Here is a 21599-nt window from a genome sequence, read left to right as displayed (position 1 = left end):
AATTGTAAATCAGAAAGATGAAAATCAGAAGTATATATAGCTACACATTGATGGCCATGATCGCCATGCTTAGTTTGTCTTGTGGTCCTGATGATGGTCCTGCTACTCCTCGTGCTACAGATGTGGCTTTTGAGAAACTGGCAGGTCAATGGACTCTGGGTCAATTTGGTAGCATCAAGGTAGATGGAGCCGATGTAAGCGCTAATTACCCCGGTTTTGCCTTGTCTTTTACCAGTACAAGCTATACCACTACCAATGCAGGAGACCTGTTTCGAGCTAGTGGTACCTGGGAGTGGTCAGATGAGTCGGGTCGTGTAGTAGACCTCGATGATGGTAAGGTTATTAATATACAGCAACTCACTCCAAGTAAGTTTGTATTTAGCTTCACTAAGTCTGATGGACCTGTTAGAGCAGGCATTGCCGGCAACTATGTTATAACAGTTGAGAAGTAAATCAGTTAATATTGTAACTAATGTAAACTTATGAGAAAACTAATCTTACTTTTTAGCTTAATGTCAGTCTGTGCTTTAGGAGTACAGGCTCAGGAACTCGGTGTTAGATTCGGTAATGTCACAGGAGGAGATGTTGCAGTAGATGCTATTTTTTCTGCCGGAGAATTTAGTCGTATTCATGCCGATGTTTCATTTGGTAATGACATTGTAGGTATTGATGCTTTATGGGACTTTTTATACCGTCCTTTTGAAGCTGAGGGAGAAACATTCTTCTGGTATGTAGGTGCTGGTCCATTCCTTGGAATTGGAGATAACTTTAGCCTGGGTGCTGCAGGAGAAATTGGCGTTGAGTATCACTTTACCGGAGCACCTTTAGCCCTGGGTATAGACTGGCGTCCCGGATTGAGGATTGTTGATGAAACAGACTTCTCAGTGGATGGCTTTGGTCTCAACCTGCGTTATGTTTTTGGCAAATAGAGAATTTTAGAAACTTACTATAAAAAGCCCTGAGTCATTTGATTCGGGGTTTTTGCTTTACTAACCTTTTGTTTCTGATCAGAACAATGATAGCCACAATAATCAAAGCGATTGAAATACTTAGAAAGCCGCCCCTAATCGAAGTGGAATTGATGATGGGTTGAAACATTAGAGGAGAAGCAAATTGCCCCAGAAAGATAAAGGTGGTCAGAAATCCCAATACTTTGCCTCGATTCTGATTGCTCGCTAAAGTCACCAGACAGAGATTGGAATTAGGCATAAGGAGTCCTGCACCCAGGCCTGATATTAGCAATCCGGGAAAGGTCGTCAGATAGCTATTCGCATTCGAGAGAAGAAAATAGCCGATACCCAAGGAGAGAAAGGTAAGGCCATAGATCTGATAGTGAGTGAGCCTCTGTTTGATTTTTGGGTAAATAAAAGACATGATGCCACCAACCAGCATGACCGCGGCAATGGCGAGTCCGGTAGCAGTATTACCAACACCCGATATTTCTTTAAGAAAGAAAGGAACTTGTACGGGCATCATGTAGAAAACCACCATCCCCAGAAAGGAGATTAAATAAATGGTCCATGCCATTTTAGGAATGCGTGATTCTGTACGAGACATCTGGTTTGTCTCTTTGCTTTCCCTTTTTGGCTCTTTCAGAAAAATAAGAACCATGGGTATAGCGAGGAGAGCTAACAAATAAATGGCGAAGGGGTATCTCCATCCCAGATCAGCCAGGAACCCACCCAGGCTGATAAACAGTGTGCCTGAAAGGGCCATGATCCCCGCCTGGATACCTAAAAATGATTGCCGCTCTTCGCCCTCGAAATAATCGCCAATTAGGGCAATCGCTGTTGTCATAATGCCCCCAACAGCAATCCCCAGGAAAACTCTGCCTACAATAATTTCTAGCAATGTGTTCAAGTATAAACCTGTACTCCCGGCTGCGGCATAAAGAAGAAGCATAAAGGCCAGCAACCGGATACGTCCGAAACGGTCAATAAACCAACCTGAGAAAGGAGAAGTAATTGCTATGGCTAAGCCCGGGATGGTTAGCACAAGTTTAACCAGCGTGTTGGCGGCAGGGTTATCCGGGAAAGCTTTCGCCATTTCCGGTAATGAAGGCGCAATGGTTGCTCCGGCCATTACGGTCATCATGCTACAAAAGAGAATAGTGGCTTTTACAAAAGGTTTGTTCAAAGTGGGCTGCATTAAGGTGAGAGAACACCCGTATGCTGCTAAATGGTTCAGGTACTGACTATCTTTCTCAGGTATACAGCCATGCCCAATAAATCAGCAAAACTTGGAGAGGGAGTCTCAACCAAAGAGCTGCTCTGTACCAGAGTCTTTTGCCTTTGTATGAAGTTAACATGTAAATGTTGGCGGGGAATACGGCTATCAATGTCAGAATAATCCCCCAGGCACCTATTATTCGGGTAGAAGGAAAGAACAACATGGCCCCAAATACCATTTCACATATTCCACTCAGGTAAACCAGCTCCTTGTGATAGGGTAGATAAGGCGGCATGATTTTAAGGTAAACTTTCGGTTTGATAAAATGGAGCAGGCCTGCCAGTAAGTAAAGACCTCCCATTATGTATAATCCCAAATGTTCCATTATCTCAAAACTCCTTTAAGGCTTCCACGGTTTTTGATCAGTTCAGGAATTTCATCAACTGATGGGTTAATGGCTAGAATCTCTCCTTCCGGACTGATTAAGTAATAAAAAGGAAGGAAAACCACGCCCAATTGCTGCAAAAACTCATTGTCAAATTCACCTTCAGCATGCGCCTGTTTCCACGGGAAGTTTTGTTTCGAAAGGTATTCAAGGGCCCGATCCTGAGTTGGGTTGATAGAAACTGCCAGGACCTCCAGCTGACCATCGAGCTCTTCATAGATTGGGACCAGTTCTTGAAACCCTTTTAGGCAGGGGCCACACCAGGTAGCCCATACATCAATCAGTAGATATTGATTCGGAAAACTCTCAATCGTGTAAATTTCACTATTGAAGCCGGTAAAGCTAAAGGAAGGAAACTGATCACCGGGGTTAAGTCTTTCCATTCGGCTGAGTGCTGTTCTAACAGATTTCAGGTCTGTAGGGTCCATAAGAAGCGTGTCGATAGTCTGGAGCAGCTGATTGGACTGCTGAATCGTGATAAAATCACTTGTAACCACTTCTGAGGTCAGTTCCCCTACAAATTCATTTCTTGGATAGAGATGAGCAATTGAGTCAATGTAGAGGAACATTTCATTGCTTCTCAGTCTTTCTTCATCTTCCATAATGGCTTCGAGGTCTGAAAGGATTTTAGCCATTAAGAGGTTGGAGGGACTCTTTGCTTCTACCATCCCCAGGCGGGAGTTTTGAAAGGAAGCCGTTAACTGAACTTCCTCATTACCCAGGTAAAAGGGAGCAAAATATGCTCCGTCAGACTGGTTCGTCAGCGTGGCCTGAACTACATGATCTACCTCACCTGTAAACTCGAAGGTGCCATTTTGGACCAGCGTGCTATCCACAAAATCGTTGTATCTAAGAAAAATATAGCCCTCATAGTTTTCAATTGTGCCTTTTATGAGATATTCCGGAGATTGGCTACAGCCAATTATAAAAGGCAATAAAAGAAGGTATAGTTTATTCTTATTCATGATTGGGTATGTTTTATAAAAGAAAATCCAGTCCTCAGAACTGGATTCAATATAATAATTCATGATAAGTTAAAGGCTAGACCTTCTGCAAATCAAATGGAAGCTTCCTGATGCGTTTACCAGTTAAGTCATAAACTGCATTGAGCAGGGCAGACCCGATAGGGGGTAAACCTGGTTCTCCAACACCTCCAGGAGCTTCATCATTATCTATGAGATGTACTTGAACGTCTCTTGGTGCCTCATCAATTCTCAACATTCTGTAAGTGTCGAAATTAGCTTGCTCTGCAGCTCCATCCTTGAAAGTGATGGGGTCTTTTAGAGCAGCTGTCAGACCAAAGATGATGTTACCCTCTGTTTGGGCTTTCACCTGATCTGGATTGACATAAATACCGCAGTCTACCACAGATACCACTTTAGGGATAGTCACTTTGCCATTTTCCTTTTTAAGGAATAAAGCGTGGGCTACAATGGTACCAAAGGACTCTACAATAGAAATCCCTTTACCTTCATTATCTCCAAGTGACTGATTCCAGTTAGCTTCCTTTTCCAGCCTTTCAAGCACCTTAATAAATCGTGGCTCTTTACTCAGCATCTCCTTTCGAAACTGCAAAGGGTCCTTTCCTGACTTCACTGCCACCTCATCTATAAAGGCTTCATGCGCCACACCATTGGTAGAACCAAAGACAGAACGCCACCAATGGATAGGTACCTGGCTTCGGAACTCGTTGTAGCGAACAGACATGTTCTCGAATTCATAGTGGGTATTAATTCCCTCCATTACTTCGAATGGTACGCGATTACCTTTAGGTCTGGCTTGCGCGGTTATGGAAGAGCTTACCATTTTATGCTGTAGACCAACTGGCTCACCCTCTTGGTTAAAAGGAGCCTTAAACTGATGCACAGTTCCCTGTCGGAATGGCCCTTGCTGGGTATCATCTTCCCTGGACCAGATCAGCTTTACAGGCTTCCTCAGAGCTTTGGAAATTTGGAAGCACTCTTCCAGTGAATCATTCATAGACCTGCGTCCAAAACCACCTCCCATAAAGGGCATATGTACCTTTATTTTGTCTTCCGCTTCTTCTGCCGATATACCCAGTTCACGGGCCAGCTGTCGCTGTACTTGTGGGCTTTGACTTGAGGCCCATATTTCAGCTGTATTGTACTCTCTCACGTGAACCGTACAATTCATGGGCTCCATACATGTGTGAGATAGATATGGCAACTCATAAGTGGCTTCCAATATTTCTGAGGCGCTACTAACGCTCGCTGAGAAATTGCCTTTTTCAACATGTTCCAGCCCCTCTTCATTGGCTAGATTTCTCATTTGCTCGTACAAACTGGCCGTATTCACCTTTTTGAATTCGGCATTGTCCCATTGTACATTTAGCTTTTTTCTTCCTTCTTGAGCAGCATAATAACTTTCGGCAATTACGGCTATACCGGTGTTTTCTTTGCCGTAAACTGTTCTTTTGATCTCCATGACATCATGAACTCCGTCAACAGACATGGCTGCTTGTTTATCGTAGCTCTTTACTGCTCCCTGTAGTGTTGGGCACCTTTCTATGGTGGCATATAAAAGGCCTTCTGTTTTGGCATCTATTCCAAAATCTGCCGAACCATTTACTTTGCCGATAAGGTCAGGCCGTTGGGTAGCCTTACCGATAATTGTGAATTCTGACTTGTTCTTCAGTTTGGGATTATCAGACAATTCCAGTTGAGCGGCTGATTTCACCAGTTCACCATAGCTAAGGCTTTTGGAACCATCTTTTGAATAGATTTTGGCATCTCTGGCTTCACAACTTTCCGGACTAACTCCCCATTCTTTGGCCGCAGCACGAATGAACAGGTCTTTAGTAGCTGCACCTAATTGCCGCATGGGGTTGAACATGGTTCGGATACTTCGGCTCCCACCAATAGATTGAGCTCCATATTTCCTTAAGGCGCTGGCTTTAATAATGGTTACCTGATCCATATTGACTCCCATTTCTTCAGCAATTACTGCCGGAATACCCTGGAAAATACCCTGTCCTAATTCCGGTATATGGGCCATCATGGTTATCTCACCTGATTCACTGACCGTGACATAAGGGTTAAGGCTTTCTCCTGAAATCAAATCTTCAGGCATGAGTTTCTTCAGCGTGCTTTCGTTGCCGCCAAATGCCAGCTTATCAAAACCAATGGCCAGAAATGCTCCGGTTATACCGGTGACTTTCAGAAATTTTCTTCGATTGACTCTATTTGCTTCCATTGGTAATTTCGTTTGAGGCTACATGAATCGCTTTTCTAATTCTGTGATAAGTCCCACAGCGGCAAATATTCCCGGACATGGCCTGATCAATCTGCTCATCATTCGGATTTGGGTTGCTGTTGAGCAAGGCAGCTGCTGACATGATTTGTCCCGACTGACAGTATCCACACTGAGGAGTTTGTACTTCCAGCCAGGCCTTCTGCACCGGGTGACTGTTGTCATTAGACAGTCCCTCTATGGTGATAATTTCCTGATTGGCAATGGCTGAAACTGGAAGCGAGCATGACCTTACAGCACTTCCATTCAGGTGAACTGTGCAGGCACCACACTGAGCGATACCACAGCCATATTTTGTTCCGGTGAGGCCAACTTCATCTCTGATGACCCAGAGTAGGGGAGTCTGAGGTTCAGCCTCTACCGTATAGCTTTTGTTATTAATCTTGAGATTGTACTTAGGCATGACGATGATCGATTTCTTTCAAGTTAATGAATTCAGCAATTAAAAGAGTGTCGTACTGTGATGAACAGCCTGGAATAGAAATAGTTGTGAAATGGTACTCTTTTGTGAAAAGGAAAGAAGCTGTTTTGAACTCAGACCAGAGTACGTCATGCTGAATTTATTTCAGCATCTCTGGCTTGTTACTCTCTCATTGAGACCCTGAAACAAGTTCAGGGTGACGCTGGAGGAGTGAGGTTCAAAACAGCTTCTTTAAATACTGCTAATGTCTATTGACAATTACTTTTTATTCTCAATAGCTTCTGCTTTCCAGTCGTTATTGTCTCTGTTGATATCTGCCATTCTTCCTGATGGATCGATTTGAATAGAAGCAATCTCAGAGATAGGTTTGTCAATGCTGAATTCATAAGTTGGATTGGTCCATGGCCAGTCAGCGTGGACAACTCTTGGATCATCTGTTTCAGCAGGCTTCTCTCCACGCATCATTCTCAAAGCCATATAGTGTACTTCTTTGGTGCCATCCTTATAGGTGACCACAACATCCATCGGCATCGGCATCAGGCCAATTTTCTCAAGGGTTACTTTAGTTGAATTTCCTTCGCCTACTACATTGCCAATACCATAGTCGATGGTCTTGGTGGTATAAACAAAGTATTCGTTATACCAGTCAAGCTCAAGACCCGATACGTTTTCAAACACTCTTAATACGTCATTTGGATTTGGGTGCTTGAACTTCCAGGTGTTGAAGTATTCGATCAAACCTTTGTTTAAGGCTTCTTCACCAATTACATAACCCATTTGACTCATCCAAACGGAACCTTTGCTATAGGCTGCAGCGCTATAAGCTCCGTTCAGGTTATAGTGATCAGAATGAGTACTCAATGGTTCTTCAACCCCACTTTGAGCGATTCTGATATAACCACCATTGGCACCCATTCCCAGGTTATCGATGGTAGTTTCTTCGTCTCCATTAGATCTGAGATGTCTTGAGATTCTTGATGAGGCATAAGAGGTGAAACCTTCGTCCATCCATGGGTGAAGTGCTTCATTGTTACCCAAAACTCCATGGTACCAATCGTGAAGTGCTTCGTGAATGGTCACACCAAGCAGGCTTCCTCTCATTCCGGTAATCATGGTAGACATAGGGTATTCCATTCCACCGTCACCGCCTTGAATTACTGAGAACTGCTTGTAAGGATACTGGCCAAAGTTGGCACTGGCATATTCAAAAGCTCTTTCTGCCAATGGCATCAGGTCTGCCCAGTTTTTCTCATTCTGTCCTTTTTGGTGGAAGAAATGAAGCACAAGACCACTATCCATTGTCAGTTTGTCGTGCACATAATCAGGATCGGCAGCCCAGGCAAAGTCATGCACATTAGGTGCTATGAAGTGCCAGGTTAGCTTTCCGTTTTGAATCTTCTTGTTGACGGTTTCTCCTTCATTCTCATATCCATGACCTATTTCAAGAGGGTTCTGAAGGTATCCGGTACCACCAATGACATAATCCTTGTCTATCGAGATTTTTACTTCATAATCTCCCCATACACCGTAGAATTCACGGCCAATGTACTCGTCAGCATGCCAGCCCTGATAGTCATACTCAGCTAATTTAGGGAACCACTGAGTCATGGTATATCTGACTCCTTCGGCATTGTCTCTACCCGATCTTCTGATCTGAAGCGGAACCTGACCTTCGAAAGTCATGTCGAAAGTAACCGTTTGTCCTGGCTGTATAGGCTTTGCCAGTTGTACTTCTAAGACAGTTCCAACCACTTCATAGTCCAGGTCCTGACCATCTTGCTTCAAAGAGAAGATTTTCTGATATCCGATTTCTTCATCGGAGAGTTTTGAGATTCTGTCTCTCACTCTTCTGTCTGGGTCATTGATAGTTCTGGATCTGACATCCATCATACTTCCCGGCTGGAAAGCATTGAAGTAGAGGTGATAGAATACCTGATTTAAAACATCAGGAGAATTGTTGGTGTATTCTAATTTCTGCACTCCCTGGAATCGATTGGTTTCTACGTTCATATCGATTTCCATATAGTATTTGGCATATTGCTGCCATCTTTCGCTGTTCTTTCTTGTTGCTTTCTGTTGAGCCAGCCCAGTAGATACCAGTCCAATTAAAGCGATGAAGAATACTGTCAGTTTTAGCTTCATTTCTATTTACATTTTAGGATTCGGAAATTATCAAAGTTTGGGTTGACCAACAAACCAAATGGGTTAAATGGAAGGATTATCTGATCTTGAACCTTAACTGAAATCTAAGATCAGTTTTTTTGTTTCCCTGAATGGTTTCAAGACCTGTGCCAATTTCATCCCGGTCGTAATAGCTTGTTCTGGCCAACCTCAGCCAGAAGTCTAACTGCCTGTTAAGTTTGTATTGTATCAGCAGATAGTTGCGAATACCCTCTCCACTATAGGCGGGAATGGAAAAGGCGTAGAGCGCATCTCTTTCATAAGCATATTGACGGTTATTGAGACCCTCGGTGTCAAACAGTGCTATTCGCCCGCTGAAAACAAAAGGGCCGGTATGATAAATGGCATCCTGAATGAAAGCATAGCCATTCGAGCTAAGTCCGGACATCTCATAACGGCTCATTTGTATTCTTGACCTTAGCTTGAGTCTTTCATGAATATCATAATCAAGGTTGATTAGGGCTTGTTCCTTAACCCCTCTTTGAACCATCTTTAGGGCGTCAATACCAGGGCTTCCATTTTCCTCTTTAGCTTTATTTCTATACTGTACATACACCTGAAGCCCCGATCTTGGTAGGTAATTCAGCCTCAACATATAATCATTACCTTCTGATGGAGTATCAGCTCTGAATCTAAGCCAGGGGAAGTAGAAGGTGTCATAATATGCTGTAAGAAATAATTTACTATTCAGAGTGTACTTGAATCCCCAGTAGATTCCGTTTTCGTTGATGTTCCTACTGCCTTCGGCAAATGAATTGCCTCTGAGTGAATGAAAATCTCTGGTGTAGTTTCTGAACAGCATGGCGAATTCAAGTTGAGGGATCAGCTTTGAGGTAAATCCGAATACCTGCCCCCTTCCACCACTTTTAGAGATACCCAACTCTCCAAAAAAGCGAAATTGCCTGATCTTGAAATTCGTGTAGAAGCTGGCATTCTGATTATGATTGCCGGTAAATTCAAAAAGATTATAAGCCTGATTACTTCTTTGTACCGGAAGGCTGTAATGTGTAGTGCTCAAGACTACACCAAATTGAGTGATTTCATTGACTTTAAGGTGAAGATTTGCTCCGAGCACCGTCTCAATGACCTGATTTTTGTTCTCAATTTCACTTGCAGTTCTGTGATAACCCGAGGTTTGAAAGGATGAAAAATAGCTTTCGTAGGATTCGGAATCATTTCTGATAAATGCATCTTGTCTGGTTCTGGAAACAAAAGTGGTTAGCTCCAGAGGTTTTCCTAATTCAAGAGTAAAGGCAGTGCCTCTGAGGAAGCCTCCCTCTAAAACTGAAGTATATGGCCTGATCCCCAGATTGACCCTTTCCAGGGTGTTGATTGTTTCTGAACCTTTGCCAATCCCTAATCCGGTACCAAAAATGAGACCCTGCCCAAACTGAAGCTGATAATCTCCCAGGATAATTTTTCTGAAACTCTTATGGTGTTCAACCATAAAGTGTGCTGACCAGAAATCCATTCCATATCGATGTGTTTCCGAATCCCAGGTGAATTTTTCTCCGGCATCTATTTCAGTAGTCAGGCCAAGACTGAAGTCCCCGGGTTTAGAAACCCTGTACCTCAGGTAATGGCTTGCTCTTCCTCCTGCATACTTATTGTCGTCAGGAGATTCTTGTGGAGTAAAGCCTTCTTTGGTTTCCAGGGTTTGACTATATCTATAAATGAGGTAGTTGTTTCTTTCAGTAAGTATTCTTTGATGAAGAGGCCGGTCATCACGTGTGAGCTCACTTGAGTCTACAGTGATAAAGGGCAGAATTCTTTCAATCGTATTGATATCAAACCCTTCAATCAATTGGAGCTCATAAAGTGTTAACAGTTTGCCGTTTTGATCAATGTAGCTTTTGAGAGAATCTATTTGAGCATTGGAGAGGAGATGTATGCTCTTCAATTCATTGTCTGATGCCGAGTTTAAATTGATTGGGTTCTCATACAATAAGAGTAGTCTCTCATAGAGGTCTTCATAGTTTATGGACTCATCCTGAAGGTTAAAAAAGGACTCGATGAAGAGTTGTAAATCAAATGATTGATTCTTTTGTGCGCAGATTCTCGTTGAGCATAAGATCAGTAGAGAAAAGGTCAGGACGATATGTTGGAGTTTCATTAGTCTCGGATCTGAAATGTCAGCCCGAAATTGTGCGTGGCCCCGGTGGTTCTATTCGCCCGGATGGCATAGTCGATTGTAAAGCGCTGAAAACTAAAGCCTGCGCCAAAAGAGTGTCTGTTCGTAAGTGTTGAAAAGCCCGTTCTCAGCCATAGGTCCTCCATCAGGCTATAAGCCAGACCCAGCCGTAAGTCAGGATCGGTTTCCACATCCTTTTCACCTTCAATAAATAAATTGAGCGTTTCTTCAGGTCTGTAGTTCAATGAGAGTCTGATGATGGTGGGTACTTTCTCCTGACTCTCCACAGCAATAACAGCCTGAGTGAAATTATAAACATGGACGCCAAAGTATAGCTGAGGGGAAAACTGTGCCAGGGCACCCATTTCAGCCACAAAGACCGAGCGCTTTCCAAACCCATCAATGTTATATTGCAGAACATTGGCTTTGACTCCCAGGCTCATGATACCAATCTTCCTGGCGAAGCCAAGACTTGCCATCTGATTGCTGAATAATTCATCGCCAAAGCGATAAACCCCAAAAGAAGCGTTGCCCCAGGGCGTTTCGGAATTGACTGCAGCAGCCACCGTATTGAATGGTGCAAAGTTGAAAATGGTTTGGTATGAAACTAAGGCATTCAACCCTTCATTGGCAATTAGACCAGCCGGGTTATTGAATATGGACCATTCATTTGCAGTAGACGAAGAGACACCACCCAAAGCCAGTGAAACAGGTCCCTTGGGAGGAACTCCTGAAATCTGACTTCTCGACTGACCAATAAAAGCCAGCAGAATAAATATTGTGAGTGTGACTTTTCGCACTGTTCAATAAGGTGTTAGGCTCTAGATTACTGGTATTGACTATAGAGCAGACCTGAAGTTCACAAAAAATCCGGTATTTCCTTCACGGTTAACACTGTATTCGAAGCGAATTACGAAATCATAGTAGGTAACAATGTCTAAACCGGCACCTACACTGCCAATCCATTTGTTGTTGAAGAAGTTATTGGAGTTCACTGCCAGTGGATCGCCTGCATAACCGGCATCCATAAAGAGCTTAATGTAGAAGGCATAGGGCAGGGTTCTGAACTGATCGATCATACTCCTTGGGTTCAATTCTTTTACCCCTTTCAGAATTTGGTATCTCATAGAGGTGCGATAAGCTCCAAGGAAGTCGCTTTCTACCACATACCTCTCATATCCCCTAATAAAGTCAGGATTATAACCAAAACCGGAACGGACGAGGTAGGGAATATCACTTGCAAAATTTTTGTAGATATCTACCGAGTTAGCCCAAAATAGTTTTTCTCCCAGTTGGGTATAGGTAGAGTAGTCGATTCGGGCAGAAAACATATCGATATCATCAAAGATACCCAGCCCCAATTGGCTTATACTTCCGGAAAAACGAGTTCCGGTGAGGGGATAGGCCACATAATCTCTTTTGTCGTGTACAAAGGAATAAGCGAAAGCAAAGTATTCCTGAAGTGTGGAACCTTGCCCAAAGTACTGGTCATTGAGGATTAGCACATCATCAGCAATGGTCGCACGGTTATATCCTAAGGAAAAGGTGTGTCGGTTATAGAAGGAAGGTCTGAATGTAAGTGCTCCAGAACTGCTGAATAATCTACGAATGGTATTATCGCTTTCTACAAACTGCAGCCTGTGGCCATCAGAAGAATAGCTGACTGTCTTATTGGTGGCAAAAGAGGTAGACAAAGTGAGTCCTGCTGTTTGCTCTTTGTTGATGTAAGGGATGGAATACTGAAAACTGTATTGCTTGGTAAACCCAAATTGAGTTCTAAGCACCAACTTATCGTTTCTGCCTGAAAAATTCAGATGGTAGAGTTGCAACCCGTAATTGACCCTTGAAAAATCCCGATTCTGATTTACCCACCACTCGGTGAAGTTTCTGTCGGCCAGTTTAAATATGGGGACAGGGAATATGTACCACCTTTCCTGCACTCTGATGAGTATTTCGGCATTGTTGGAGGAAAGGAATAGAGGGACAATTTCTGCGGTTACAAAAAGCCTGGTATTGATCAGTTTTTGCTGATCGAGTTCAATCGTTGTGGCCAGGTCTTTCATTTTCAGAGTCTGACCTTCCTCAAAATTCAATTCTCTCAGAATGATTGAGCGGAGTGTCCTTTTGTTACCCGTAATGTAGATTTTACCAATAGTAACATCAGTTTCAGGATCGATATCGGGATAGTCCTGGCAAAGACTGTCAAGGCCGAAGCTCAAACCACACAACACCAACAAAACCAATCTTGACAAATTTCTCCGCACGCTATTCTTTAGCTTTCTTAGATAATACTATGACTCTTACAAGTATAAATACCCCTATTAGTACCAGAGGAATACTCAACAACTGCCCCATGTTATAAGTCATACCATCTTCAAAGGCTACCTGATTTTCTTTGAAAATTTCATGGAACCACCTGAGTCCAAAGATCCATATCAGAAACAAGCCGGTAAGCAGGCCTTCAGGAGTTTTTTCTTTCCAACGGAACCAGATGACTAATAGAATAATAAATAATAGAATGCAGGTAGCGGATTCATAAAGCTGAGAGGGGTGTCTGCTTATTCCCCAGGTATGAACGACAGCCTGCATTTTGCGATCTACAAGACCCAGTTCATAATCCAAAGGAGCATTGGGTTGTACATAGTGTTCAGCTATGTTAGGATCACTTACCAATATGCTTCGTACATTACTTTCGATGATTTGTGCTGCCTGCGCTTCAGATATTTGATTGTTTTCGAAAATGAAGGTAAGGTCTACCGGAACAATTCCTGGCTCGAGTCTTTGATCAGAATAACCTTTAGAGGCCTCTACTGATTCAAAGCCAAGCGAAGATTTTTCGAATCTTTCTTCTGCTACTCTGCCAAATACCACCCCATAATCTGATTCAGTTGGTTTACCAATAATCTCAGAGTTTACGAAATTTCCAAAGCGAATGAATGCTCCTGCCAGCGCTACCGTTATGACGATTCTGTCTACGATCCATAAATAGCTTTGCCCTTCACGTTTCTGCTTAATGAATTTAAACTTAAAAGGACTCCATTTCGCTACCACAAAGTAATTGGAGTACAAAAACAGAGCGAGAAGAATTCCAAAGGCTGCTCCGTGACTGGCTAAGCCACCTTCCCAGGTTTTAAAGAATACCAAGGGGTTGGCCAGTAGCTTTTCCGGTTCATAGAAAAGTAAATGACCAAGCCGTGCACCTATAATGGTGGCGAGAATCATATGCACTGAAAGCGTATCTACATTGAGCGGGTTTTTGCCTTCTTTTTTGAAAATGTATACCATGATCTGGTATCCGAAAATGAACCCTGCAGCGAATAATACACTGTACCAGACTGGTGGTTGTATACCCTTAATGATTTCGCGCATGGGATCCCATACGATGTACGATAGCAATGATAGACTGTGCATGGAGCAAATATATACGAAATGCTTTAAGCTGGCAGTTTCCATGCCATAAAGCCTTCAACTTTCAGGAATAAATTATAATTCTTCTAGTTCTTCAGAAAAACCTGCTGACAGGATAGGGAATCTGCACCATGTTCTGGGATCAACATTAAATTCATCCAGATGAAAAGCCGGGGCTAGTCTTTCACGCTTCCACTGATTCCTGCTCCAAAGCCTGTAGAACTTGCGAATGTGTTCTTTCAAAAGAGTATCAGATTCCAGGTTCAAAGTCTTAAGCTGATTAAAAACTTCAAGTGGAGACTTATGATCTCGAATAGCAAGCTTTTCGATTTCAACCATAATGTGATAGGGCATTAAGTCATCCTCATCCGTTTGTTTGTGTTCCTGAGGTCTTAATTCAGCAGTGGGAGGAAGGCTGTTAATATATTTCAGGCCTTCATATCCAAGTTGTTCCTCTGCATATCTCAGCCATTGTCTGATAAAGTGCTTATCAACAGATGAAATAGGGGCCAGGCTACCGCTGGTATCACCATCCATAGTGGCATAGCCTACATCTCCTTCACTTCGGTTGGAGGTAGTTAGGAGCAGTGTATTGGTGATGTTGGTCAACATCCAGATAATGGGGCTTCTGGATCTGGCCTGAATATTCTGTAAGGCCAGGTCATCCTGTTCCCAGCTAAGCTTTCGTTCAAGGGCACCTTCTATAATTTCTGTATTCGCCTGAACAGTTGAATCAATCGTCCAGCTGTAGAAGCGGGCACCAATTGAATCGGCCAGGTATTTAGCCGCATTCAGCGTAGTCTCAGAAGAGTTTACCGTACCCTGGTAGGCAGTATTAAAGATGTTAAAGACTATTTCTTTTTCACTCAGTTTGGCCAGTTGTGGAAAGCCAATCGATTGACAGAAGGTTTCTTTACCAAGCTCTGATATGCCTCTTTTAACCATTTCAGCTACCATAACCGCACAGGTAGCAGAGTCTGCTCCGCCACTTAGTGACAGCGTATAGCCTCTTGATCGGCTTTTTCTCATGTAGTCGAAAAGGGCCAGACTACAGGCCCTAGGAAACTCAGTTTCTTTAGACTCTACCGGAGCAATCAGGTCTGGATTTCTTTCCGTAGACTGATCTGGTGAGAAGTCCCCAAAACTAAGCTGGTGAGGTTTGAAGCTTAGTAACTCATTTCTTAACAGTATTTCTCCACGTTGAGCGATCATGATTTCTCCATCATAGATCATTCTTCCGGCTTCATTGCCCAAAAGGTTGGCATAAACGTAGGTGCAGTTAAAATTCTTTGACGATGCTGCGACTAAATCAATCCGTTCTTTAGTCTTTTGCATGGCAAAGTGACTGGCACTGGGATTGAGAATCAGGTTAACGCCTTTTTCTACCAGGCGGCAGGCAGGCCTTACATCTCCTCTCCAGGCATCCTCACAAATTTCGATACCGATTTTCCAATCCTCAAAGTCGAAAGTCAGATCTCCGATTGGATACCGATTGCCCGCAATTTCGATTTCTTCTACAACTCCCTGAGGCCAGGGGTTAAACCAGCGTGGTTCGTAATGCACTCCATCCAGGGCCATGTATTGCTTGGCATAGACACCCAGAATGTTTTTGTTCTGAACCATGACTGTACAATTGTACAAAAGTCCGTTATGACGAATCGGTAAGTTGAGGGTGGTGAGGAGTCCCTTTGTTTCTTCAACCAATTCAGGGATGAAGGTAAGCGCCTTTTTAGGTAACCAGTCGCTTAGAAATATGTCTTCGCAACCGTAGCCTGTAATGGATAGTTCAGGGAGGCATAAGATTTCAACTTGCTGTTCCCTGGCTTCCCGCAATACGACCTTCAGTCGCTCAATATTACCTTTCCAATCCAGTGGGGTTTGATTAACCGTAGCTCCTCCAACTCTGTACTTTCTCATTGCTCCTCCAGCTCTAGAATTAAACAGGCTTCTCTCGCAGCATCCTGCTCAGCCTTCTTCTTGCTTAAACCATGCCCCTTGGCTATTGGTTCGTCATCAATTCTTACTTCCATCACAAACTCCTTATAATGGCCTTTGTCAATGGTGGAGAGGTGTTCGAAAGTTGGAGTTTTAGCATTCTTCTGAGTCCACTCAATCAGCTTACTCTTATAGTTCTTGGTGGTACTTATGATCTCCTCCAGGTCGAAGTGGGGAAGAAGTAGTTTCTTTAATATGAATCTTCTGCTGTAGTTGAACCCCTTGTCTAGATAGACTGCTCCAATCAGAGCCTCCAGGGTGTTTCCGTATAGAGATTTATGAGAATTGGGTGTTTTGCGCTTTCTGTCGTAGCGTACGATCTGAGGAACACCAATGGTTCTGGCCACTGCATTAAGGCTTTCTCTACTCACAATGCGTGACCTGACTTCAGTAAGGAAACCTTCATCTTTGAATGGGAAGCGCTTAAAGAGGTACTCGGCAACCACTACACTGAGTACTGCATCGCCAAGGTATTCAAGCCTTTCATTAGATTCTTTGAAGCCCTTTTTAACAGATTTGGCCACAGAGGTGTGCTGAGTGGCAATGAGGTAAGGCTTTAAATTAAAAGGCTTACTGCCTGTTATCATTTTGATAGAGGCAATAAGCGCTTTGTCTTCTTTACTATAGGTTCTAAAAAAGGACTTTAGACGGTTTATGAATAACCGCACGTTTAGTCAATTTTACGGAATACAACTGATGTGTTATGCCCTCCGAAACCAAAAGTATTGCTCACTGTTGCATTGATGGTTCTTGACTGAGCCTTGTTGAACGTAAAGTTCAGTTTAGGATCGAATCGGTCATCATCAGTAAAGTGATTAATGGTTGGGGGCACAATTTGGTGCTGAATAGCCATAATACTGGCAATAGCTTCAATAGCTCCGGCAGCACCAAGCAGGTGACCTGTCATCGATTTGGTAGAGGAGATATTCAGCTTGTAAGCATGTTCTCCAAATACCTTTTCTATAGCAACGGCTTCAGAAATATCACCCAATGGGGTAGATGTTCCATGTACATTGATATAGTCGATTTCTTCTGGTTTCATCTGTGCATCTTCCAGTGCATTGATCATTACATTTTCTGCACCCAATCCTTCCGGATGAGGGGCTGTAATGTGATAAGCATCGGCAGACATACCGCCACCTACCAGTTCTGCATAGATTTTTGCACCTCTGGCCTTAGCATGCTCATACTCTTCGAGAATGAGAGCTCCGGCTCCTTCACCTAATACGAAACCATCCCTGTCTTTATCAAACGGCCTTGAAGCAGTCTCAGGAGAATCATTTCTCTCAGAAAGGGCTTTCATTGCATTGAAACCTCCCATTCCGGCTTCAGTCACAGAGGCTTCAGAACCACCGGTGATCATCACTTTTGCCTTACCTAATTTGATATAGGTCATGGCATCAATCATGGCATTGGTAGCAGAAGCACAGGCTGAAACTGTAACGAAATTAGGCCCGTGAAAACCGTATTTGATAGAAATCATTCCTGCAGAGATATCTGCAATCATTTTTGGAATGAAGAAAGGATTGAACCTTGGAGTGCCATCGCCCTGGGCGAATGACATTACTTCTTCCTGGAAGGTTCTGAGACCACCGATTCCTGAACCCCAGATAACTCCGGCTTTCATTTTATCGATGCTTTCCAGGTCAAGACCAGAATCCTTTACCGCCTCATCGGCAGTTACCATGGCATACTGGGTAAACAAATCCATTTTCCTGGCTTCTTTTCTGTCGAAGTAGTCATTTGGATCATACCCTTTTACCTCACAGGCAAATTTGGTCTTGAATTTCTCAGGATCGAATTTGGTGATGGGTCCGGCACCACTCACACCTTTAACCAAGTTATCCCAATAAGTATTGAGACCATTGCCTAAGGGCGTAAGTGCACCTAAACCTGTTACTACAACTCTTTTTAATTGCATATAGGAGTCGTAAGTGAAAAGTTATTGCTGAACGTTTGCTTCCAAATAGGATATTGCATCGCCTACTGTTGCGATGTTCTCAGCTTGATCGTCTGGAATTGAAATGTTAAACTCCTTCTCGAACTCCATAATCAATTCCACAGTGTCAAGGGAATCAGCGCCAAGATCGTTGGTGAAGCTAGCTTCAGGAGTAACTTCAGAATCTTCAACACCTAATTTATCAATAATAATACCCTTAACTTTTGATGCGATTTCTGACATTTTGGTTAATATTTAGTTAAAACTCGATGCAAAGAAATGCAATTCTGCCCATATGTCAAACAAAATTTTTAATCTTGTCCTAAGTGGCTAAATGCCCTAATTTCGCCCATTATGGCTAAAAATAAGCTTCAGGTATCTTACGATTTTGACTTTCTGATTTTGGCACTCAATGCCAACGTTAAGCCCTACAAGCTCGCATGGTCTATTAATAAGGAGCTAGGGCTCAACTTAATCATGGCTGAGAACATAGAGATAGGCTTTAATGAAAAGAAGAGTCTCTCTATTCTTAACTATATAGATTCTGATGAATTCAGAACGGTACGATTAATTAAGAATAGAGCAGAAGAAACAGAAGAGGCTTTTAATGCCTATTTGCTCCCTGAATTGAAAAATTTTGACTATTTCCTGCTTTTGGAAAACGAAACCAATACTTTCGATGAGAATGCTTTTATTAGCGAAATCAAACAAATACCTTTCGTGCAGTTTACAACCAAAATCAACGCTCAGACACTAAAGTCTAAGGATAACCTTATTTTCTAAAATGGGTCACTCTATACATTCAAAAAGGGCCAAAATTGTTGCAACAGTAGGTCCGGCAAGTCAATCTAAGGAAGTATTAAAAGAACTTGTATTAGCCGGTGTAAACGTTTTCCGGCTTAATTTCTCTCACGGAGAGCACGAAACGCATGCAGGTGTAGTCGAGAGAATCAGAGAAGTCAATCAGGAATTGGGAACACATGTTTCCATTTTACAGGATTTACAAGGACCGAAAATCCGTGTAGAGAAGGTGGAAAATGGTGAGGTTTTTATTGAGCCGGGAGAAGATTTGATTATCACTACCGATAGCCTTTTGGGGACTTCAAAAAAAGTGAGTACCTCTTATCAGGATTTGCCAAAAGATGTTCAGATCGGAGATGTGGTATTAATTGACGATGGTAACCTTGAACTCTTTGTAAAAGACAAAAAGGGCAACGAGGTAATCTGCGAAGTAAAGTATGGCGGATCTTTAAAATCAAGAAAAGGAATTAACCTTCCGTTTACTGATGTTTCGGCTCCTGCCTTGACTAAAAAGGATAAAAAGGATTTAGAGTTCGGTATCTCTCAGGATGTCGATTGGATAGCTCTTTCGTTTGTTCGTACTGCCAAAGATATTATTGACCTCAAGGAGCGAATCAAGAAGTCCGGAAAGGATATTCGTGTAGTTGCCAAAATCGAAAAACCAGAGGCGCTAAAGAATATAGATGAAATCATTGAAGCGTCTGATGCATTGATGGTGGCCCGTGGAGACCTAGGGGTTGAGATTGTAATGGAAGAGGTTCCTATGGCTCAAAAGATGATTGTTGATAAGTGTAACAAGGCATCTAAACCGGTAATTATTGCTACTCAGATGATGGAGAGCATGATTAGCAATCCAAGACCGACCAGAGCGGAAACCAATGATGTGGCGAATGCGGTACTGGATGGGGCTGATGCTATGATGCTTTCTGCTGAAACAGCTGCGGGTAAATATCCTATTGAAACCGTGAAGTACATGGCCAGAACCATCTCTTCAGTAGAAGCATCGGCCGAAATATATGACCGATTCCATAGCCCGAATGAAGATAGTGATACCTTCATCAACGACAACGTGATGTTGGCTGCAACCAAGTTGAGTGAACAAGTGGGTGCTCATGCTATTACAGGGAACACAGTTTCCGGATATACAGCCTTTAAACTGTCTTCTCACAGACCACATGCAAAGATTTTTATCTTCACTGCCAATAAGAATCTACTGACCAAATTGGGATTGGTCTGGGGTGTGGAAGGTTTCTATTATGACAGCAAACAATCTACTGATCAGACTTTCGAAGATCAGGAAGAGATATTGAAAAATGCAGGCAGACTACAGCAGGGTGAAATATTCATCACCACAGCCAGTATGCCCATCAATGAGTTGGGTAGAACCAATACCTTAAAAATCAAGGTAGTAGACTAATCGTCTATTTCGATTTTTAATCCATCAAAAGCTATTGAGACATTGTCGGGAAGTAGAGCTTCTACTTCCTGATGTTTCCCCATTCTATGACTCAGGTGGGTCAGATAGGTTTTCTCTGCGCCAATTTTTTCTGCCATTTTCAGGGCTTCATCCAAAGTCAGATGGCTTAAATGCTCGGTTCTCTGAAGTGCATTGAGAATAACTACTTTACTCCCTTTTATTTTCTCCAGAGACTCCTCTCCAATTTCTTTGGCATCAGTTATATAGGTGAAATCACCAAAGCGAAAACCATAGACCGGTAGTTTATAATGTAAGACCTCTATTGGGGTGATTTTGACTCCTTCAAAGTCAAACGGTTCACCATCGAGCAAATGAACTTCTACTTGCGGAACACCTGGGTATTTCTTTTCAGAAAATACGTAGGAAAACTCCTGCTTCAGTTGATTCAATACCCGTGGATCAGCATAAAGCGGCATGTCTTTTTGTTGCATAAAGTTGAAGGAACGGATATCGTCCATTCCGGCAGTGTGATCCTTATGCTCATGAGTAAAAAGAAGCGCATCAAGTTGCTTTATGCGCTCTCTTAAGACCTGTTGCCTGAAATCAGGTCCGGAGTCCACAATGATGCTTTTACCCTTTGTCTCCACATGGATGGAAGCGCGAAGTCTTTTATCTCTGAAATCAAGTGAGGTACATACTGAACAATTGCATCCTATTACAGGTACACCTTGTGAGGTTCCGGAACCAAGTACAGTGATTTTCAAAGCTCGAGAGAGGTTTGAGATAGTTCCATCAACAGCTTAGCGTTTTTGTCGCTAAGCCGCTTCTGGTCAATTTCTACAGATTTAAGAATGTCGATCAGGCAATTTACTTTGCCTTCTGTGGTGTAGTATTTATTCACAATAGCAATCTTGGTATCTTTCAGAATACAGTAACCAGACTTAAAATTGCCTTTTTCATAACGCAATACATAATCCGATTCTGCGAAAATGTCTTCGAGTTTACCTAAGAAGTGCTTCGTGTATTTTACCGACATTAATTAGTTTGAGTGTATTTCTTTACCAATTCTATGAGCTTGTCATAGTCAAGCGGTTTTTGAATGTATTCATTCATACCCGCTTCAAAGAATTCGTCAACAGGAAGGTTTTTAGCGTTCCCTGAAATACCGATAATTGGAATTTTAGACTTCTTAGTCTTGCCTGCTCTGATCTTTTTTGTAGCCTCAAGGCCACTTAAAACAGGAAGGTTAATATCCATTATTACTAAGTCGAAATCTTCAGCATTGAATTTGTCAAGAACACTTTGTCCATCCTTAGCTGATGTAATTTTGCAATTTTCAAACAGAAGGATTTTCTTCAGTAGGTTTTGTATTACTGAACTATCTTCTGCAACCAGAACCTTCTTGTATTCTGCGTTTGTCAT

At 42.6% G+C, this 21599-nt stretch carries 21 protein-coding genes; 4 read left to right on the top strand and 17 right to left on the bottom strand.

Features of this window, described 5'->3' with window-relative positions; translation table 11 throughout:
- Window positions 1–17 precede the first annotated feature (17 nt).
- Entirely contained in the window at window positions 18–452 is a 435-nt protein-coding gene (locus tag ACOOEY_RS04750) for a hypothetical protein (RefSeq protein WP_420387525.1), read from the top strand.
- 30 nt (window positions 453–482) lie between these two features.
- Entirely contained in the window at window positions 483–929 is a 447-nt protein-coding gene (locus ACOOEY_RS04745) for an outer membrane insertion C- signal (protein WP_420387524.1), read from the top strand.
- A gap of 34 nt (window positions 930–963) precedes the next feature.
- Here the strand turns inward: ACOOEY_RS04745 and ACOOEY_RS04740 are convergent, their stop codons facing one another.
- From ACOOEY_RS04740 to ACOOEY_RS04675, 14 genes are all read right to left on the bottom strand, one after another.
- Window positions 964–2136 carry an MFS transporter gene (locus tag ACOOEY_RS04740; RefSeq protein ID WP_420387523.1) on the bottom strand — a complete coding sequence of 391 codons (1173 nt, stop codon included), beginning with the start codon at window positions 2134–2136 and terminating at the stop codon, window positions 964–966.
- 67 nt (window positions 2137–2203) lie between these two features.
- Window positions 2204–2554 (bottom strand): DoxX family protein, encoded by a 351-nt coding sequence (locus tag ACOOEY_RS04735; protein ID WP_420387522.1) that lies wholly within the window; start codon window positions 2552–2554, stop codon window positions 2204–2206.
- The gene (locus ACOOEY_RS04730; RefSeq protein WP_420387521.1) at window positions 2554–3579 is read right to left on the bottom strand and encodes a DUF4369 domain-containing protein; all 1026 of its coding nucleotides are present in this window, start codon (window positions 3577–3579) and stop codon (window positions 2554–2556) included. The genes ACOOEY_RS04735 and ACOOEY_RS04730 overlap by 1 nt, the downstream gene beginning before the upstream one ends.
- A gap of 76 nt (window positions 3580–3655) precedes the next feature.
- The gene (locus tag ACOOEY_RS04725; RefSeq protein WP_420387520.1) at window positions 3656–5827 is read right to left on the bottom strand and encodes a molybdopterin cofactor-binding domain-containing protein; all 2172 of its coding nucleotides are present in this window, start codon (window positions 5825–5827) and stop codon (window positions 3656–3658) included.
- The gene (locus ACOOEY_RS04720; RefSeq protein ID WP_420387519.1) at window positions 5814–6287 is read right to left on the bottom strand and encodes a (2Fe-2S)-binding protein; all 474 of its coding nucleotides are present in this window, start codon (window positions 6285–6287) and stop codon (window positions 5814–5816) included. The genes ACOOEY_RS04725 and ACOOEY_RS04720 overlap by 14 nt, the downstream gene beginning before the upstream one ends.
- A gap of 276 nt (window positions 6288–6563) precedes the next feature.
- Window positions 6564–8447 (bottom strand): M1 family metallopeptidase, encoded by a 1884-nt coding sequence (locus tag ACOOEY_RS04715; protein WP_420387518.1) that lies wholly within the window; start codon window positions 8445–8447, stop codon window positions 6564–6566.
- Between the two features lie 76 nt (window positions 8448–8523).
- Window positions 8524–10599, bottom strand: a complete 2076-nt coding sequence (locus ACOOEY_RS04710) for a ComEA family DNA-binding protein (protein ID WP_420387517.1) — start codon at window positions 10597–10599, stop codon at window positions 8524–8526.
- Window positions 10599–11417: a hypothetical protein gene (locus ACOOEY_RS04705; protein ID WP_420387516.1), complete on the bottom strand. Its 819-nt coding sequence runs from the start codon at window positions 11415–11417 to the stop codon at window positions 10599–10601. Before ACOOEY_RS04705 ends, ACOOEY_RS04710 begins: the two co-directional genes overlap by 1 nt.
- 39 nt (window positions 11418–11456) lie before the next feature.
- Window positions 11457–12869 (bottom strand): BamA/TamA family outer membrane protein, encoded by a 1413-nt coding sequence (locus ACOOEY_RS04700; RefSeq protein WP_420387515.1) that lies wholly within the window; start codon window positions 12867–12869, stop codon window positions 11457–11459.
- A 13-nt stretch (window positions 12870–12882) separates the two neighbouring features.
- The gene (locus tag ACOOEY_RS04695; protein ID WP_420387514.1) at window positions 12883–14028 is read right to left on the bottom strand and encodes a prolipoprotein diacylglyceryl transferase; all 1146 of its coding nucleotides are present in this window, start codon (window positions 14026–14028) and stop codon (window positions 12883–12885) included.
- A gap of 72 nt (window positions 14029–14100) precedes the next feature.
- Window positions 14101–15942 (bottom strand): NAD(+) synthase, encoded by a 1842-nt coding sequence (gene nadE / locus ACOOEY_RS04690; RefSeq protein WP_420387513.1) that lies wholly within the window; start codon window positions 15940–15942, stop codon window positions 14101–14103.
- Window positions 15939–16688: a ribonuclease III gene (rnc, locus tag ACOOEY_RS04685; protein ID WP_420387512.1), complete on the bottom strand. Its 750-nt coding sequence runs from the start codon at window positions 16686–16688 to the stop codon at window positions 15939–15941. Before rnc ends, nadE begins: the two co-directional genes overlap by 4 nt.
- A 2-nt stretch (window positions 16689–16690) precedes the next feature.
- Complete coding sequence (gene fabF, locus ACOOEY_RS04680) at window positions 16691–17941, bottom strand: beta-ketoacyl-ACP synthase II (protein ID WP_420387511.1); 1251 nt, start codon at window positions 17939–17941, stop codon at window positions 16691–16693.
- 21 nt (window positions 17942–17962) lie between these two features.
- On the bottom strand, window positions 17963–18202 hold the full coding sequence (locus tag ACOOEY_RS04675) for an acyl carrier protein (RefSeq protein ID WP_068224820.1): 240 nt from the start codon (window positions 18200–18202) through the stop codon (window positions 17963–17965).
- A 111-nt stretch (window positions 18203–18313) separates the two neighbouring features.
- Here ACOOEY_RS04675 and ACOOEY_RS04670 point away from each other — a divergent pair, with 111 nt between their 5' ends.
- Both ACOOEY_RS04670 and pyk read left to right on the top strand, forming a co-directional pair.
- On the top strand, window positions 18314–18742 hold the full coding sequence (locus tag ACOOEY_RS04670; RefSeq protein WP_420387510.1) for an IPExxxVDY family protein: 429 nt from the start codon (window positions 18314–18316) through the stop codon (window positions 18740–18742).
- Window position 18743: 1 nt separating this feature from the next.
- Window positions 18744–20177, top strand: coding sequence for a pyruvate kinase (gene pyk / locus ACOOEY_RS04665; protein ID WP_420387509.1), 1434 nt, complete (start codon window positions 18744–18746; stop codon window positions 20175–20177).
- Here the strand turns inward: pyk and ACOOEY_RS04660 are convergent.
- The 3 genes from ACOOEY_RS04660 to ACOOEY_RS04650 are packed head-to-tail and all read right to left on the bottom strand — an operon-like array spanning window position 20174 to window position 21599.
- On the bottom strand, window positions 20174–20941 hold the full coding sequence (locus ACOOEY_RS04660) for an MBL fold metallo-hydrolase (RefSeq protein WP_420387508.1): 768 nt from the start codon (window positions 20939–20941) through the stop codon (window positions 20174–20176). The genes pyk and ACOOEY_RS04660 overlap by 4 nt on opposite strands.
- Window positions 20938–21213 carry a hypothetical protein gene (locus tag ACOOEY_RS04655; RefSeq protein WP_420387507.1) on the bottom strand — a complete coding sequence of 92 codons (276 nt, stop codon included), beginning with the start codon at window positions 21211–21213 and terminating at the stop codon, window positions 20938–20940. The genes ACOOEY_RS04660 and ACOOEY_RS04655 overlap by 4 nt, the downstream gene beginning before the upstream one ends.
- Window positions 21213–21599 carry a response regulator gene (locus ACOOEY_RS04650; RefSeq protein WP_420387506.1) on the bottom strand — a complete coding sequence of 129 codons (387 nt, stop codon included), beginning with the start codon at window positions 21597–21599 and terminating at the stop codon, window positions 21213–21215. Before ACOOEY_RS04650 ends, ACOOEY_RS04655 begins: the two co-directional genes overlap by 1 nt.

The sequence above is a fragment of the Roseivirga sp. genome (genome assembly GCF_965216855.1).
GTDB lineage: Bacteria > Bacteroidota > Bacteroidia > Cytophagales > Cyclobacteriaceae > Roseivirga.
This window is presented reverse-complemented; position numbering and strand designations above follow the sequence as displayed.